Annotated in this window: 1 protein-coding gene; it reads right to left on the bottom strand. The window is 36.7% G+C overall.

Annotated elements, in window-relative coordinates; all coding sequences use genetic code 11:
- Positions 1-21552: non-ribosomal peptide synthase/polyketide synthase (locus CHRY9293_RS16865; RefSeq protein WP_162034050.1), on the bottom strand; the 21552-nt coding region annotated here is incomplete at both ends.

The raw sequence follows: 21552 nt of genomic DNA, 5'->3' as shown, positions 1-21552 counted from the left end.
GAAAGATGATACACTGTTCTATAGGTAAAGACTTCTTTGACACTTAAGGATAAGGATAATCGTTTTCGTAAACGACTCACGAGTTGGATACTGATGATACTGTCTCCTCCCAAGCGGAAGAAATCATTATATAAACCTATACTTTCTACTGGTAAACCTAAAACCTCGCCATAGATCTCTGCTAAGGCTTTTTCAAAGACAGTCGTTGGAGCGATATACTCTTTATCTCCTGTGAAGCTAGGCTCAGGTAAAGCCCTGCGATCTAACTTACCATTAATTGTAAGAGGAAGTGATTCCAGATGAACATACACAGAAGGAACCATATACTCCAGAAGTAAGCCAGATAAGTATACTGTAAGTTCTTCATGGTTTAATGAAGTATCCGATACATAATAACCTACCAAGTATTTTAAGCCTGAACTATGCTCTTTAGCTAAAACTACAGCCTGACGAATCCCTTCATAGCTCAATAATCCATTCTCTATCTCTCCTAATTCTATCCTATATCCTCTGATCTTTACCTGGAAGTCATTTCTGCCTATATATTCCAAATCTCCTCCGGGAAGATAGCGGCCTAAATCCCCTGTCTTATATATACGATCATTATAACCTATGGACTTCTCTTCTTCACTCTGGAAAGGATTCAAGAGAAAACGCTCTGAGGTAAGCTCAGCAAGATTTAAATACCCTCTTGATAAACCGGCCCCTCCTATATACAATTCTCCTACTGCTCCTATAGGAACTGGACGTAAGTATTCATCCAGTATATAAATTGTGGTATTGGTAATAGGTTGACCTATATTAAGAGCATTCCCATCCTCATGATAATGATGATAAGTAGCACATACCGTGGACTCAGTAGGACCATACTCATTAAGTAAAATAATATCTGAATATTCCTTTCTATCGATTTCAGGGAAAGATTCGCCTCCTGCAAATATTAGCTTAAGACTTGTATCCGGTAATATTTCTTTTAATAAGACAGGAGGAATAAACGATACCTCTATACCATGATCTGTAATATATTCATTAAGCTGTTTTACAGATTTTCTATGTTCATTAGTATACAACCACAACGTATTGCCATTACACAGAACAGGAAAGGTTTCACATGCAAAAGCATCAAAAACATAATTCGAATAACAACCTACATTCGTATATTCGTTAAGTCTGTGAGAGGATATCATAAACTCTACAAGATTTACAACCCCACCATGTTCTATCATCACTCCCTTTGGTTTACCTGTTGTACCACTGGTGTAAATAATATATGATAAATCACCGGAACTTACATCCGTCTTTGGATTATCACTTGAACATTTATTAACTTCATGTTGTATTTCTAAACTATTCAGACTAAGAATACTAAGATCATTAGTCTCAGGTTTACATTCAAAGAGTTTTTTTATCGTATCTTCTTCTCCAATTACTACTCTTGCCTTAGTATCTCCCAGAATATGTTCTATTCTATCCATGGGATAATTAGGATCCATGGGGGCATACGCTCCACCTGATTTTAATACTCCTAGAATTCCGATAAGCATCTGTTCCGATCTCTCCAAACATAATGGAATAAGCTCATTCGGTTGGATCTTACAATTGTGTAATAAATAATGAGCCAACTGATTAGATCTCTCATTAAGCTCTCTATAGGTTAACTTCACATCCTCATACACCAAAGCAATATGATCTGGAGTCTTCTCAACCTGTCTCTCAAATAACTCATGAATCGTAAATGTAGAATTATATTCTATACTAGCATCCAAAAGATCGGATAACATTCCCTGTATTTTATATTCTTCTTCTCTTACCCAAGATAAATCTCGAAGTTGTACCCCAAAGTGGCTATCTTTCTGATTAGATACGATTTGTTCTAAGAGATAAACATATGTACGGATCATATGATCAATCGTACTTTCTTTAAAGAGAGGGGTAGCATAATTAAAGCTTCCTGACAGAGAATCTCCTCCATCATCTATCATAACACTTAAATCAAACTTCGCTACATTATAGGAGACATTTCCTTTGAATTCTTGAAACAAAGAGTCTTCTCCATACCTATCCTTTACTTCACTTCCAAAACTCTGCAAGCCAAACATCACCTGGAATAGAGGATGGCGAGATACATCCTGAACTACTCCTAATTCTTCTACCAATTTCTCAAAGGGAACATCCTGATGCATCTGTGCCTGAGATACTGAAGCTGAAACTTGCAAAATAAAATCTCTTACTGATACCCCATAATCAATCTCTTCTCGAAGGACGAGCGTATTTACAAAGAAACCGATCAGATCCTCTAAGCCTGAATGATGACGATTCGCTACTACTGTTCCTAGTACTATATCCTTTTGTCCCGAATAAGAGGATAATAGCAAGTAGTAACCTCCCAACATTACACTGTATAAACTAACCCCTAAATCTCGAGACAATAATCGAAGGTCTTCACCTAGAGTATCTGAAATACTAAAACGTATTATATGTCCTTCATAGGAAATAGCTGAGGGACGAGCATAATCTAAAGGAAGGTTTAAAGGGTCTACTTCCGAAAGTTTAGTCCTCCAATAATCCAATTGTTTTCCTAATACTTCACCTTGAAGATAGCCCCTTTGCCATAAAGCAAAATCTTTATATTGAATTCGTAACGAGGGTAAAGAAACCGGGTTTCCTGATAATAAATCTTGATAGATAATTCTTAATTCCTCTAAAAAGATATCTACAGACCAACCATCAAAAGCAATGTGATGAATGACTATACTGATATAAGAAGTTACTTCATCTTTATCATTGAATACACAAACAGAAATAGGAAGTTCTTTGGATAAATTAAAAACCCTAGTAATTTCTTGAGATATAAGATCTTCTAATTCTATAGAGCTAAATACATCAATCTCTTTAATACTGAACTCCTGATCACTCACATACTGATAGCCTACTCCCTCTGAACTGGTTACAATCAAGGTACGTAGAATATCATGTCTTGATATAAGAACTTTAAAAGATTCTTCTAAAATGCTAAGATCAACCCTGGAAGATAAACCAAAAACCATAGGAATATTATATGCATAGCTTCCTCCCTCATACTGATCAATAAACCATAGCCTTTCCTGAGCAAAAGATAAAAGTTGATGCTCAGGATGATGAACCGCTATAGGAAGGATCATCTCACTAACTCCTGATTCTAAATCTTTCAGCACTCCTGCTAATCCAAAGATAGTCTTATGAGTAAATACCATCGCTACACTTACCTGTAAACCTAACCCCTGATGAATCTTACTAATCAGTTTAATAGCCATAATACTGTTCCCTCCCAAGCGGAAGAAATCATCATGTAAACCGATACTTTCAACTGGTAAACCTAATACCTCTCCATACATCTCTGCTAATTGTTTTTCAAGAACTGTTGTTGGTGCTATATATTCTTTATCTCCTGTGAAGTTAGGTTCTGGTAAGGCCTTGCGGTCCAATTTACCATTGAGTGTCATGGGGAATAATTCCAAATGAACATAAGCTGAAGGAACCATATACTCCGGAAGTAATCCTGATAAATATACAGATAAGTCTTCAGGATTAAATGAAGTATCAGATACATAATAACCTACCAAGTATTTTAATCCTGAACTATGTTCTTTAGCTAATACAACACTTTGACGAATACCTTCATAACTCAACAAAGCGCTTTCTATCTCTCCTAACTCTATTCTATAGCCCCTAATCTTAACCTGGAAATCATTTCGACCTATATATTCCAAATCTCCTCCGGGAAGATAACGGCCTAAATCCCCCGTCTTATATATACGATCATTATAACCTATCTCTTTCTCTTCTTCACTCTGGAAAGGATTCAAGAGAAAACGCTCATCTGTAAGCTCTGGAAGATTTAAATAACCTCTTGATAAACCAACTCCTCCTATATATAACTCTCCTACTGCCCCTATTGGTACTGGACGTAAGTATTCATCCAGTACATAAGTTGTTATATTGGTAATAGGTTGACCTATATTAAGAGCATTACCATCCTCATTATAATGATGATAAGTAGCACATACCGTGGACTCGGTAGGACCATACGCATTGATTACATCAACTCCTTCTCTTCTATAATATTCCATGACTTCCGGATGAGTAGTATCTCCTGCTACAATAAGGGTATCCAACGGGAGAATTAATTCTGTAGTAAGTAATGCAGGAGGAATCGTAGCTATCTGGATCCTATTTTCAACTATATATCTATGTAATAAACTTAAATCTGTTTGGATTTCTTTACTTATTAGATGTAAGGTATGACCAAACGAAAGAAAACAATAAACATCCCACACATGAGCATCAAAAACATAGTTGGCATACCATAATGCTCTTTTTTGTGGATGGGAAGAAGAATGAACTGTGTTCAGGTTAAATATAGCAGACTGTTGCTCTACTAAATTAACCACATTTTTATGTTCTATCATCACTCCTTTTGGCTTTCCTGTTGTTCCACTGGTGTAAATAACATACGATAAATCACCTGAACTTACTTCTGTATTGGGATTCTCACTAGAACAAGTACTCAGTTCAGCTTTCATCTCTGAAGAATCCAGACTAATGATATTAAGGCTTGAAGATTCTGTTTCTGTATCTATTAATTTCTTATAATCATATAATCTGTCTTTTGTATTTTCTTCAACGATTACCATTCTGGCCTTGGTATCTCCCAGAATATGTTCTATTCGATCCATGGGATAATTAGGATCCATAGGAACATAAGCTCCTCCTGACTTCAAAACTCCTAAGATTCCGACAAGCATCTGTTCAGATCTTTCTAAACATAAGGGAATGAGTTCATCAGGCCTAATCTTATAGTTTTGTAGTAAATAATGAGCCAACTGGTTAGATCTCTCATTAAGCTCTTTATAACTTAACTTTACATCCTCATATACCAAAGCAATATGATCAGGAGTCTTCTCTACTTGTCTCTCAAATAACTCATGAATCGTAACTGTAGAATCATACTCTATAGTAGCATCCAAAAGATCGGATAACATTCCTTCTATTTTACATTCTTCTTCTCTTACCCAAGATAAATCTCGGAGTTGTAATTCAGAGTGACTACCTTTCTGATTAGATACAATTTGTTCTAAGAGATAAATATATGTACTGATCATATGATCAATCGTACTTTCTTTAAATAGATGGGTAGCATAATTAAAGCTTCCTGACAGAGAATCTCCCCCACCATCTATCATAACACTTAAATCAAACTTCGCTACATCATAAGAAACATTTCCTCTAAATTCATGAAACAAAGAGTCTTCTCCATACATTCTCTTTGCTCCATTTCCAAAACTCTGTAAACCAAACATCACCTGGAATAGAGGATGGCGAGATACATCCTGAACTACTCCCAACTCTTCTACCAATTTCTCAAAAGGAACATCCTGATGCATCTGAGCCTGAGATACTGAATCCGAAACTTGCAAAATAAAGTCTCTTACTGATACTCCATAATCAATCTCTTCCCGAAGTACTAAAGTATTGACAAAAAAGCCGATCAAATCCTCTAAACCTGTATGATGACGATTCGCTACCACAGTGCCTAATACAATATTTTTTTGTCCCGAATAAGAGGATAATAACAAGTAGTAACCTCCCAGCATTACACTGTATAAACTAACTCCTAAGTCTCGAGACAGGAGTCTAAGTTCCTCTCCTAAAATATCTGAAATACTAAAATGTACTGTATTTCCTTCATAAGAAATAGCTGAGGGACGAGCATAATCTAAAGGAAGATTTAAAGGCTCTACTTCCGAAAGTTTAGTCTTCCAATAATCCAACTGTCTATCTAATACTTCCCCTTGAAGATAAGATCTCTGCCATAAAGCAAAATCTTTATATTGAATATGTAACGAGGGTAAAGAAACCGGATCACCTGATAACAAATCCCTATAGATAACACCCAGCTCTTCTAAAAAGATATCACTAGACCAGCCATCAAAGGCGATATGGTGAATTACAATACTGATATAAGAGCTGAGCTCATGGTTATTATTCTTTTCTTTCTCATAGAATACACAAACTGAAATAGGAAGTTCTTTGGATAAATCAAAAACCCTGGTGATTTCTTGAGATACAAGATCTTCTAATTCTTTAGAGTTAAATACATCAGTCTCTTTAATATTAAACTCCTCATTACTCACATACTGATACCCGACTCCCTCTGAACTGGTTACAATTAAAGTACGTAGAATCTCATGTCTGGACAGAAGAACTTTAAAAGATTCTTTTAAAATGCTAAGATCAACCCTGGAAGATAACCCAAAAACCATAGGAATATTATACGCTGAGCTTCCTCCCTCATACTGATCGATAAACCATAAACGCTCCTGAGCAAAAGATAAAAATTGGTCCTCAGGATGATGAACCGCTATAGGACGGATCATCTCTACAATATCAATTGATAAACCTTCAAGTGCACCTGCTAATCCAAAGATGGTTTTATGACTAAACATCATCGCTACACTAGCCTGCAAACCTAATCCTTGATGAATCTTACTAATCAGTTTAATAGCCATAATACTATTACCACCTAATCTAAAGAAGTCATCATGTAAACCTATATTTTCTACTGGTAACCCTAAAACCTCGCTATAGATCTCTGCTAATTGTTTTTCAAGAACCGTTGTTGGTGCTATATATTCCTTATCTCCTGTGAAGTTAGGTTCTGGTAAGGCTCTTCGGTCCAATTTACCATTGAGTGTCATAGGGAATAATTCCAAATGAACATAAGCAGAAGGAACCATATACTCCGGAAGTAATCCTGATAAATACACAGATAGGTCTTCAGGATTAAATGAAGTATCAGATACATAATAACCTACCAAATATTTCAAGCCTGAACTATGTTCTTTAGCTAATACAACACTTTGACGAATACCTTCATAACTCAACAAAGCACGTTCTATCTCTCCTAACTCTATTCTATAACCTCTGATCTTAACCTGGAAGTCATTTCGACCTATATATTCCAAATCTCCTCCAGAAAGATAACGTACTAAATCTCCTGTCTTATACATACGTCCATTATAACCTATCTCTTTCTCTTCTTCGCTTTGAAAAGGATTCTCTAAAAAACGCTCATCTGTAAGTTCTGGAAGATTCAAATAACCTCTTGATAGACCAACTCCTCCTATATACAACTCTCCTACCGCTCCCAATGGTACAGGACGTAAATACTCATCTAATACATAAGTTGTGGTATTGGCTATAGGTCTACCTATATTAAGTGCATTATTATCATTATCATAATGATGATAAGTAGACCATACCGTGGTTTCTGTAGGGCCATATTCATTAATCAAAATAATACCCTCATGTTCTAAGTCTCTAATATCCGGGAAAGCTTCTCCTCCTACCAATATCAGTTGAAGACTCGTATCAGGAATAAGGTCTCTTAAGATAACAGGGGGAATAAACGATACCTCAATATCATGAGCTTTAATATACTCATTAAGATCTTTTACCGATTTTCTAAGTTCATTACTATACAACCACAACGTATTGCCATGACAAAGAACAGGGAAAGATTCACTCACAAAAACATCAAAGACATAATTAGAATAGCAACCTACATGGGTATACTCTGTAAGCCTGTGAGAGTCTATCATACAACATACAAAGTTGACCATACTAGTATGCTCGATCATCACTCCCTTTGGCTTACCTGTTGTGCCACTGGTGTAAATGACATAGGATAAATCGGATGGACTCACTTGAGTTAATGGATTGGCTGTGGAACAGGCACTCAAGGTATGTGTTATTTCCAAACTATTCAGACTAAGAATACTAAGATCATTAGTCTCAGGTTTACATTCAAAGAGTTTTTTTATCGTATCTTCTTCTCCAATTACTACTCTTGCCTTGGTATCTCTTAGAATATGCTCTATTCGATCCATCGGATAACTTGGATCCATGGGAACATACGCTCCACCTGATTTTAAAACCCCTAGAATTCCGATAAGAATCTGTTCGGATCTTTCTAAACATAATGGAATAAGCTCATTAGGTTCGATCTTACAATTGTGTAATAAATAATGAGCCAACTGATTAGATCTCTCATTAAGCTCTCTATAGGTTAACTTCACATCCTCATACACCAAAGCTATATGATCAGGAGTCTTCTCAGCCTGTCTCTCAAATAACTCATGAATCGTAAATGTAGAATTATATTCTATACTAGCATCCAAAAGATCAGATACCATTCCTACTGCTTTATACTCTTCCTTCCTTGTCCAAGATAAATCTCTAAGTTGTAACTCAGAGTGGTTACCTTTCTGATTAGATACGATTTGCTCTAAAAGATAAACATAGGTGCTGATCATATGATCAATCGTACTTTCTTTAAATAGATGAGTGGCATAATTAAAGCTTCCTGATAAAGAATTTCCATGATCATCTATCATCACGCTTAAATCAAACTTAGCAACATCATAAGAGATACTTCCTTTAAATTCTTGAAACAAAGAGTCTTCTCCATACATTCTCTTTGCTTCACTTCCAAAACTCTGCAGTCCAAACATCACCTGGAATAGAGGATGACGGGATACATCCTGCTCTACTCCTAATTCTTCTACCAACTTCTCAAAGGGAACATCCTGATGCATTTGAGCCTCAGATACAGAATCCGAAACTTGCAAAATAAAGTCTCTTACTGATGCTCCATAGTCAATCTCTTCTCGAAGTACCAAAGTATTGACAAAGAAACCAATCAAATCCTCTAAACCTGCATGATGACGATTGGCTACCACAGTGCCTAATACAATATTTTTTTGTCCCGAATAAGAGGATAACAACAAATAATAACCTCCTAACATCATACTGTATAAACTAACTCCTAATTCTCGAGACAAGAAGCGTAATTCTTCCCCTAAACTATTCGGAATACTAAAGTGTATCGTATTTCCTTCATAAGAAATAGCTGAAGGACGAGGATAATCTAAAGGAAGATTTAATGGCTCTACTCCCATGAGTTGAGTCTTCCAATACTCTAACTGTCTATTCAATACTTCTCCCTGAAGATAGTCTCGCTGCCATAATGCAAAATCCTTATACTGAATTCGTAACGAGGGTAAAGAAACCGGATTGCCTAATAACAAGTCTTGATAGATAACTCTTAATTCCTCTAAAAAGATATCTACAGACCAACCATCAAAAGCTACGTGATGAATAACAATACTAATATAAGAGATTATTTTCTTATTAATGGCATTAGCCTTCTCTTTATTATTCTTATCTTTTTCATGGAATACATGAACAGAAATAGGAAGTTCTTTGGATAAATCAAAAACTCTGCTTACTGCATTAGCGATTGAATCTTCTAACTCCTCAAAACGAGTTACATCAGTTTCTCTGATACTAAACTCCTGATCACTTACATATTGATAACCTACTCCTTCTGAATTAGTTAAAATCAATGTACGTAGAATCTCATGTCTTGAGATAAGAACTTTAAAGGATTCTTCTAAAATGGTAAGATCAACCCTGGAAGATAAACCAAAAACTATAGGAATATTATATGCTGAGCTTCCTCCTTCATACTTATCGATAAACCATAAACGTTCTTGAGCAAAAGATAATAGTTGATCTTCAGGGTGGCTAACCTTAATACGAGGTATCATTTTATGACTTCCTAACTCTAAACCTTCTAATACTCCTGCTAATCCAAAGATAGTCTTATGAGTAAATACCATCGCTACATTAACCTTTAAATCTAAATAATGATGTATTTTACTAATCAGCTTAATAGCCATAATACTATTTCCTCCTAATCGAAAGAAATCATCATGTAAACCGATATTTTCTACAGGTAAGCCCAATACTTCACTATAAATTGCTGCCAGACCTCGCTGAAGAGAAGTCGCTGGTGCTATATATTCTTTATCTCCTGTAAAGTTAGGTTCAGGTAACGCTCTACGATCTAACTTACCATTAATTGTAAGAGGAAGTGATTCCAAATGAACATACACAGAAGGAACCATATACTCCGGAAGAAGCCCTGATAAATACACAGATAAGTCTTCAGGATCCACCGCAACATCCGATACATAATAACCTACCAAATATTTCAATCCTGAACTATTCTCCTTTGCCAGTACAATACTTTGACAAATTCCTTCATAACTCAATAAACCATTCTCTATCTCTCCTAATTCTATCCTATAGCCTCTGATCTTAACCTGGAAGTCATTTCTGCCTATATATTCCAAATCTCCTCCCGGAAGATAGCGGCCTAAATCTCCTGTCTTATATATACGATCATTATAACCTATTGCTTTCTCTTCTTCGCTTTGGAAAGGATTCAATAAAAAACGCTCTGAGGTAAGCTCAGCAAGATTTAAATAACCTCTTGATAGACCAGCACCTCCTATATACAATTCTCCTACGGCTCCCACGGGTACCGGACGTAAATACTCATCCAAGACATAAATACGTTGATCCGGAATATGAGTTCCTATGATAGAAGCACTTCCTAATTCTGTTGAGTCTAAAGGTCTATAGCTCACGTGAACTGTCGTTTCGGTGATTCCATACATATTGATTAAAAGAGGAGCCTCAGAATAACGACCATACCAAGGCTCCAAAGAAGCAAAGTTCAACGCCTCTCCTCCAAAAATCACATAACGAAGTTGGGTAAGTTCTATATCTTTAGAAAGAACTATATCGGTAAACTGATAGAACGCTGTGGGAGTTTGATTTAATACCGTTACTGCTTCTCTATGACATACATCAAAGAAGAGATGCAAATCTTTTGTTTGTTCTAAGCTAGGAATCAATAGCTTTCCTCCATGAAGTAAGGCACCCCACATCTCCCATACACTAAAGTCAAAAACATACGAATGGAATAAACTCCATACATCTTTATCCGTAAATCCATACCAATGATTTGTAGCACTGAATAAACGAACCACACTCTTATGTTCTATCATTACTCCTTTTGGCTTTCCTGTTGTTCCACTGGTGTAAATAACATAGGATAAATCTTCTGAACTTACTTCTGTATTGGGATTCTCACTAGAACAAGTACTCAAAGAGTCTACTATATTTAAAGCATTTAGACTTATGATACTCAGGTTTGAGGATGCTGTTTCTGTAGCTGTTAGTTCCTTATACTCATATAATCTGTCTTTTGTATTCTCTTCAACGATTACCAATCTAGCCTTAGTATCTCCCAGAATATGCTCTATTCTATCCATAGGATAATTAGGATCCATAGGAACATAAGCTCCTCCTGACTTCAAGACTCCTAAGATTCCGATCAGCATCCGCTCCGATCTTTCTAAACATAAAGGTATAAGTTCATCAGGACTAATCTGATAATGTTGTAATAAGTAATGAGCTAACTGATTTGATCTCTCATTAAGCTCTCTATACGTTACCTTTACATCTTCATACACCAAAGCAATATGATCCGGAGTTTTCTCCACCTGTCTTTCAAATAATTCATGAAGGGTAACACTTGTGTCGTATTCTACTCCCGCTATATTCCAACTATGGATCAAGTCTTGATATTGAAGCGCTGATACATACGACAGTCTATCTGTAGTAATGGTAGGATCTTGTAACAGCTGATCCAACATTAATTCCATACCTTCTAGTACCTGAGACATCATAGCTCTTTCAAATAATAGTCCCTCATAAGTTAAGGTCATACTTATTTCTTCTCCTCTCTCATACGCAATTAAACTTAAGGGATAATCCACTTTCTCTATCGATTCACGAGGCTTAATATCTAAACCATTTAAAACAACACCATCAGATATAGGATAATTCTCATACACAAATAAACTACTGAATAATCGTTCTCCACTTTGTTGAAGACTCGATAAACTCTTATCACTGTATGTGTTAAGATCACTAACTCCATCTTGAAGTTTTGCGATCCAATCTAGTACCTTACCTTCCTTATGCTCTACAATCAAGGGAAGGGTATTGATATACAAACCTACTGAACTTTCAATCCCCTCAACAGGTAAACTTCTTCCAGAAACGGTCGTTCCTACTACTGTCGTTCTTTGATGGCTGTAGATACTTAACTGTTTATGCCATAAATATTGTAACACCGCATTAACTGTTAAGCCCTCCTTAGAGATTAAATTCTTTAACAAAGTATACCTCTGCTCTTTGAGATGTAAGGTTAAGGAGTGAGGATCCTGAATATGACGATAGCCTGAAAGATTCGTATGCTTCTCTGAGACTGTAAGTAAGCTACTCAAATCCTCCCTATCTTCCAATAGCAACATATACTCCTTCCAGAATGAATCACTCTCTCCCTTATGACTCTGAAGATACTTCTGGGATTCTCCATACGATATATCCACCATAGAAGCTACTACTTCTCCTTTCAATAATCTAAGGTAGGTGGTGTGAATATCATTAAACAGTACAGGCATACTCCAACCATCCAAGATCGCATGATGATTACTGAAGATACATGTATAATGAATCTCGGAATGTTGACACACATAGACTCTGAATAGTCCTGATTTGGAAAGATCATACTCCTCTTCTCTGTCTTTCTGAACAATGGATTTGATCTTATCTTCTCTTTCCTTTTCATCATACCCACGCAGATCTATACAACGCCAGTCCACAGAGCTTATCTTATCTATCACCTGAACAATAGACTCTGACCAATCAAATCTCGTTCTTAATACAGGATGCTTCTTCTGAACATATTCCCACGACTCCTTTAACTTATCCAAATCAACCCCTCCATGATAATCCCATAAAAGCTGTACCCGATAAGAATCATCTACATCTCCCTGACTTAAAGCATGGTAGATAAAACCTTCCTGAAGACTACTGGCTAAATATACAGAATCAATCTCTATCTCTTCCTGAATAGAATCTAGTTGGCTGGAACTAAGAATATGATCCACATCTGACAACGTAAGGTAGCTTCTATCTATTCCTGATAACACATTCACGAGCTGCTCTAAGTATCCTTTAAACAATACTGATAAACGAATCATCTCTTCTTCACTGAAGTAGCCTCCTAATCCGAAATATAATTCTCCTCCTACCACAGCACCATTGATAGTAAGAAGATGAGAATCCAAATTATCTCTTCCTATAGGTTCTCCACTATTCTCCCCTACGATATGCCAACTCTCTGATACAGATTCCTGTTGATCCAACTGGCCCAAGTAATTAAAACTAATTCTAGGAAGATTACCATCAGTATAGCCGATAAGACTTCCATAACCTATCCCATTATCAGGAATACCTCTCAAAGACTCTTTCGTATGAACGATTGTAGAGAGAACATCTTTACCCCTCTCTAACACTATGGGATACATCGTAGTAAACCAGCCTACTGTTTCAGTAATATCCATTCCCGGAAAGATATCCTCTCTTCCATGACCCTCTAATACAATACCATGAGTAGACAACCCCGTGAAATCACAAAGAGCCAAAGAGAAAGCTGATAAAAGAACATCATTGATCTGAGTATGATACACTCCATGAATATCTCGAAGTAACCTACTCGTATATTCTTTGTTCAATATCAAATCTGAATGATGATAAGTAGAACTACTCAGATTTTGAACATGAACACTTGTCTCTCTTGTAGCTTCTATAATACTTGTCCAGTAAGTAAGCTCTTCCTCTCGTAATAACAAACTCTCTTTTTTGTAATGCTTAATCGCATTAACCCATTGACGGTAACTACTTCCTTTAGTATACTCCACCCTTTTCTTTCCTTCTTTTAAATCACCATATATCAACTGAAGATCTTCTGTTAAGATTCGCCAGCTTACCGCATCGATAATAAGGTGATGGAAACAGAAATGAACACGACAACTTCCATCTTCATAACCATGGATATATCCTACATGAAGTAAAGGCCCTTCAATGATATCAAATCTACTCTGCCAAGAAGTAAAGACTTCTACTAATTCTTCTTCACTTACGTCTCTACGATCAAGTATACTCAAATCAGGAGATATAGCTTCTTTTCTATACTCTTGAAGATAGCCATGCTCTGTTTTAGAATAATATAGTCGTAAGGCATCATGCTTCTCTACTAATTGTAGGAGACTTTCTTTTAATATATCTATATCCAATGCAGGAACATGAATCATAAAGGACTGATTCCAATGATGGAAAGAGGTAAAATGTTCTCCCAACTCTACCCCATGGAAGAACCATTCCTGAATCGGTAATAATGAAACTTCACCTTCTAATATTCCCTGTTCTGTAATAAGAGACAATCCCTCTTCATCCTTTCTACTTTCTAAGAGCTCAGAAAGATGATACACTGTTCTATAGGTAAAGACTTCTTTAACACTTAAGGATAAGGATAATCGTTTTCGTAAACGACTCACGAGTTGGATACTGATAATACTGTCTCCTCCCAAACGGAAGAAATCATCATGTAAACCGATACTTTCTACAGGTAAGCCTAAAACCTCACCATACATCGCTGCTAACTCTTTTTCAAGAATAGTCGTTGGAGCGATATACTCCTTATCTCCTGTGAAGCTAGGTTCAGGTAAAGCCCTGCGATCTAACTTTCCATTAATCGTAAGAGGAAGTGATTCCAAATGAACATACACAGAAGGAACCATATACTCAGGAAGAAGACCAGATAAGTATACAGATAAGTCTTCAGGATTAACGGAAGCATCAGATACATAATAACCTACCAAATATTTTAACCCTGAACTATTCTCCTTAGCTAAAACTACAGCCTGACGAATACCTTCATAACTCAATAAACCGTTCTCTATCTCTCCTAATTCTATTCTATAGCCTCGTATTTTTACCTGGAAGTCATTTCTGCCTATATATTCCAAATCTCCATTAGCAAGATAGCGAGCCAAATCTCCGGTCTTATACATACGATCATTATAACCTATCTCTTTTTCATCTTCGCTTTGGAAAGGATTCAAGAGAAAACGCTCTTTAGTAAGCTCAGGAAGATTTAAATACCCTCTTGATAAACCGGCTCCTCCTATATATAACTCTCCTACGGCTCCTATTGGTACTGGACGTAAGTATTCATCCAGTACATAAGTTGTGGTATTGGCAATAGATTGACCTATATTAAGAGCATTACCATCCTCATTATAATGATGATAAGTAGCACATACCGTGGACTCGGTAGGACCATACGCATTGATTACATCAACTCCTTCTCTTCTATAATATTCCATGACTTCCGGATGAGTAGTATCTCCTGCTACAATAAGGGTATCCAACGGGAGAATTAATTCTGTAGTAAGTAATGCAGGAGGAATCGTAGCTATCTGGATCCTATTTTCAACTATATATCTATGTAATAAACTTAAATCTGTTTGGATTTCTTTACTTATTAGATGTAAGGTATGACCAAACGAAAGAAAACAATAAACATCCCACACATGAGCATCAAAAACATAGTTGGCATACCATAATGCTCTTTTTTGTGGATGGGAAGAAGAATGAACTGTGTTCAGGTTAAATATAGCAGACTGTTGCTCGATTAAATTAACCACATTTTTATGTTCTATCATCACTCCTTTTGGCTTTCCTGTTGTTCCACTGGTGTAAATGACATAGGATAAATCACCTGAACTTACTTCTGTATTTGGATTATCATTGGAACACTTACTAAGCTTAGTTTTCATTTCTGAATTATTCAAGCTTATGATATCTAAAGCTTCTTCTTCCGTTTCTATTAATTTCTTATAATCATATAATCTGCCTTTTGTATTCTCTTCAACGATTACCATTCTGACCTTGGTGTCTCCCAGAATAAGCTCTATTCTATCCATGGGATAATTAGGATCCATCGGAACATACGCTCCGCCTGACTTCAAGACTCCTAAGATTCCAATCAGCATCTGCTCCGATCTTTCTAAACATAGAGGAATCAATTCATCAGGCTTAATCTGATAATTTTGTAATAAATAATGAGCCAATTGGTTTGATCTATCATTAAGCTCTCTATAACTTAACTTTATATCTTCATATACCAAAGCAATGTGATCCGGTGTCTTCTCTACCTGTCTCTCAAATAGCTCATGAAGGGTAACACTTGTGTCGTATTCTACTCCCGCTATATTCCAATTATGGATCAGGTCTTGATACTCGGTAGCTGAAACATACGACAGCCTATCTGTAGTAATGGTAGGATCTTCCAAAAGCTGATCTAACATCAACTCCATTCCTTCTAGTACCTGAGACATCATAGATCTTTCAAATAACAATCCTTCATAGTTTAACGTAAGACTCACTTCCTCTCCTCTCTCATACGCAATTAAACTTAAGGGATAATCTACCTTCTCTATAGAATCACGGAATCGGATATCTAAATCCTCAGAAACATCTCCATCGGATATAGGATAATTCTCATACACAAATAAACTGCTGAATAAACGCTCTCCATTATCTTGAAGACTTGATAAACTCTTATCACTGTATGTGTTAAGATCACTTACGGAAGATTGAAGATTTACTATTACATCCATTACCTTACCTTCCTTATGCTCTACAATCAAGGGAAGGGTATTGATATACAAACCTACTGAACTTTCAATCCCCTCAACAGGTAGACTTCTTCCAGAAACGGTCGTTCCTACTACTGTCGTTCTTTGATGGCTGTATATACTTAACTGTTTATGCCATACATACTGTAACACCGCATTAACTGTTAAGCCCTCCTTAGAGATTAAATTCTTTAAAGAGAGATATCTTTCTCTATCAATACTCCAAGTTAAGGATTGAGGATCCTGAATATGACGATAGCTTGAAAGATTCGTATGCTTCTCTGAGACTGTAAGTAAACTACTCAAATCCTCCCTATCTTCCAATAACAACATATACTCCTTCCAAAAGGAATCACTCTCTCCTTTATGACTCTGAAGATACTTCTGGGATTCTCCATACGATATATCCACCATAGAAGCTACTACTTCTCCTTTCAATAATCTAAGGTAGGTGGTATGAATATCATTAAACAGTACAGGCATACTCCAACCATCCAAGATTGCATGATGATTACTGAAGATACATGTATAATGAATCTCGGAATGTTGACACACATAGACTCTGAAGAGTCCTGATTTAGAAAGATCATACTCCTCTTCTCTGTCTTTCTGAACAATGGATTTGATCTTATCTTCTCTTTCCTTTTCATCATACCCACTCAGATCTATACAACGCCACTCCACAGAACCTATCTTATCTATCACCTGAACTATAGACTCTGACCAATCAAATCTCGTTCTTAATACAGGATGCTTCTTCTGAACATATTCCCACGACTCCTTTAACTTATCCAAATCAACCCCTCCATGATAATCCCATAAAAGCTGTACCCGATAAGAATCATCTACATCTCCCTGACTTAAAGCATGGTAGATAAAACCTTCCTGAAGACTACTGGCTAAATATACAGAATCAATCTCTATCTCTTCCTGAATAGAAGCTAATTGACTGGAACTTATAATATGATCCACATCTGATAACGTAAGGTAGCTTCTATCTATTCCTGATAACCCATTCACGAGCTGCTCTAAGTATCCTTTAAACAATACTGATAAACGAATCATCTCTTCTTCACTGAAGTAGCCTCCTAATCCGAAATATAATTCTCCTCCTACCACAGCACCATTGATAGTAAGAAGATGAGAATCCGAATTATCTCTTCCTACAGATTCTCCACTATTCTCCCCTACGATATACCAACTCTCTGATACAGATTCCTGTTGATCCAACTGGCCCAAGTAATTAAAACTAATTCTAGGAAGATTACCATCTGTATAGCCGATAAGACTTCCATAACCTATCCCATTATTAGGAATACCTCTCAAAGACTCCTTCGTATGAACTAGCGTAGAGAATAGATCTTTACCCCTCTCTAACACTATGGGATACATCGTGGTAAACCAGCCTACTGTTTCAGTAATATCCATTCCCGGAAAGATATCCTCTCTTCCATGACCTTCTAATACAATACCATGAGTAGAGAACCCCGTGAAATCACAAAGAGCCAAAGAGAAAGCTGATAAAAGAACATCATTAATCTGAGTATGATATACACCATGAATATCTCGAAGTAAACGACTTGTAGAGTCTTTATCCAATACCAAATCGGAATGATGATAGAGAGAACTACTAAGACTCTGAATATGAAGACTACTATTCTTCGTATCCTCTATAATACTATCCCAATACCTTAGCTCTTCTTCTCGGGAGGTAGCACTATCCTCTTTATAAGTCTTAACCACATCAACCCACTGGCGGTAACTGCTTCCTTTTACATACGACGGTTTGGTATTTCCTTCCTTAAGAGATCTATACATCAACTCAAGATCTTCTGTTAAGATTCGCCAGCTTACCGCATCGATAATAAGGTGATGGAAACAGAAATGAACACGACAACTTCCATCTTCATAACCATGGATATACCCTACATGAAGTAAAGGACCTTCAATGATATCAAATCCACTCTGCCAAGAAGTAAAGACTTCTACTAATTCTTCTTCACTTACATCTCTACGATCAAGTATACTCAAATCAGGAGATATAGCTTCTTTTCTATACTCTTGAAGATAGCCATGCTCTGTCTTAGGATAATATAGCCGTAAGGCATCATGCTTCTCTACTAATTGTAGGAGACTTTGTTTTAATATATCTATATCCAATTCAGGAACATGAATCATAAAGGACTGATTCCAATGATGGAAAGAGGTAAAATGTTCTCCCAACTCTACTTCATGGAAGAACCATTCCTGAATCGGTAGTAATGAAACTTCACCTTCTAATATTCCCTGTTCTGTAATAAGAGACAATCCCTCTTCATCCTTTCTACTTTCTAAGAGCTCAGAAAGATGATACACTGTTCTATAGGTAAAGACTTCTTTGACACTTAAGGATAAGGATAATCTTTTTCGTAAACGACTCACGAGTTGGATACTGATGATACTGTCTCCTCCCAAACGGAAGAAATCATCATGTAAACCGATACTTTCTACAGGTAAGCCTAAAACCTCACCATACATCTCTGCTAACTCTTTTTCCAAGACAGTCGTTGGTGCTATATATTCCTTATCTCCTGTGAAGTTAGGTTCAGGTAAAGCCCTGCGGTCTAACTTTCCATTTATCGTAAGAGGAAGTTCTTCTAAATGAACATATACGGAAGGTACCATATACTCTGGAAGTAATCCTGATAAATGTACTGACAACTCTTCATGATTTAATGCTGCATCTGACACATAATATCCTACCAAATATTTTAACCCTGAACTATTCTCCTTGGCCAGTACAACACTTTGACGAATTCCTTCATAACTCAATAAGGCGTTTTCTATCTCTCCCAGCTCTATCCTATACCCTCTGATCTTAACCTGGAAGTCATTTCTACCTATATATTCCAAATCTCCTCCCGGAAGATAACGGCCTAAATCTCCTGTCTTATACATACGATCATTATAACCTATTGCTTTCTCTTCTTTACTCTGGAAAGGATTCAATAGAAAACGCTCTGCGGTAAGCTCAGCAAGATTCAAATACCCTCTTGATAGACCAGCACCTCCTATATACAATTCTCCTACTGCTCCCAAGGGTACTGGACGTAAGTATCCATCCAATACATAAATCCGTTGATCCGGAATATGAGTTCCTATGATAGAAGCACTTCCTAATTCTGTTGAGTCAAGAGCTCTGTAGGTAGCGTGAACTGTCGTTTCGGTGATACCATACATATTGATTAAAAGAGGAGACTCAGAATAACGACCATACCAAGGTTCCAAAGAAGCAAAGTTCAACGCCTCTCCTCCGAATATGACATAACGAAGGCTAAAGAGTTCTATATCCTTAGATAAAGCGACTTCTGTAAATTGATAGAACGCTGTGGGCGTTTGGTTTAATACCGTTACTGCTTCCCTATGGCATAAGTCAAAGAAGAGATGTAAATCTTTGGTTTGTTCTAAGCTAGGAATCAATAGCTTTCCTCCATGAAGTAAGGCGCCCCACATCTCCCATACACTAAAGTCAAAAACATACGAATGGAATAAACTCCATACATCTTTATCCGTAAATCCATACCAATGATTTGTAGCACTGAATAAACGAACCACACTCTTATGTTCGATCATCACTCCTTTTGGCTTTCCTGTTGTTCCACTGGTGTAAATAACATAGGATAAATCTTCTGAACTTACTTCTGTATTGGGATTGTCCCTACAACAAGTACTCAGTTCAGCTTTCATCTCTGAAGAATCCAGACTTATAATACTCAGATTTGAAGATTCTGGTTCTCTATCTACTAATTTCTTATAATCATATAATCTGTCTTTTGTATTCTCTTCCCCGATTACCAATCTAGCCTTGGTATCTCCCAGAATATGTTCTATTCTATCCATGGGATAACCAGGATCCATCGGAACATACGCTCCGCCTGATTTTAATACCCCTAAGATTCCAATCAGCATCCGCTCCGATCTTTCTAAACATAAAGGTATAAGTTCATCAGGCTGGATTTTGTATGTTTCTAAAAGATAATGAGCTAACTGGTTAGATCTCTCATTAAGTTCTCTATAAGTGAGTCTCACATCCTCATACACCAAAGCAATGTGATCAGGAGTCTTCTCTACCTGTCTTTCAAATAGCTCATGAAGGGTAACGCTTGTGTTGTATTCTACTCCCGCTATATTCCAATTATGGATCAGGTCTTGATATTGAAGCACTGAAACATACGACAGCCTATCTGTAGTAATGGTAGGATCTTGTAACAGCTGATCTAACATCAACTCCATACCTTCTAGTACCTGAGACATCATAGATCTTTCAAATAATACTCCTTCATAGTTTAACGTAAGACTCACTTCCTCTCCTCTCTCATACGCAATTAAACTTAAGGGATAATCTACCTTCTCTATAGAATCACGGAATTGAATATCTAAATCCTCAGAAACATCTCCATCGGATAGAGGATAATTCTCATACACAAATAAACTGCTGAATAGTCGCTCTCCATTATCTTGAAGACTTGATAGACTCTTATCACTGTATGTGTTAAGATCACTTACAGAAGATTGAAGGTTTACTATTACATCCATCACCTTACCTTCCTTATGCTCTACAATCAAAGGAAGGGTATTGATATACAAACCTACTGAACTTTCAATCCCCTCCACAGGTAGACTTCTTCCAGAAACGGTCGTTCCTACTACTGTCGTTCTTTGATTACTGTAGATACTTAACTGTTTATGCCATACATACTGTAACACCGCATTAACGGTTAAGCCCTCCTTAGAGATTAAATTCTTCAACAAAGTATACCTCTCCTCTTTGATATGTAAGGTTAAGGATTGAGGATCCTGAATATGACGATAGCTTGAAAAATTCGTATGCTTCTCTGAGACTGTAAGTAAACTACTCAAATCCTCCCTATCTTCCAATAACAACATATACTCCTTCCAGAATGAATCACTCTCTCCCTTATGACTCTGAAGATACTTCTGGGATTCTCCATACGATATATCCACCATAGAAGCTACTACTTCTCCTTTCAATAATCTAAGGTAGGTG

The organism is Chryseobacterium potabilaquae, assembly GCF_902728265.1.
GTDB lineage: Bacteria > Bacteroidota > Bacteroidia > Flavobacteriales > Weeksellaceae > Chryseobacterium > Chryseobacterium potabilaquae.
The sequence above is the reverse complement of the archived record's forward strand: the minus strand, read 5'-3'. Positions and strand labels throughout refer to the sequence as shown.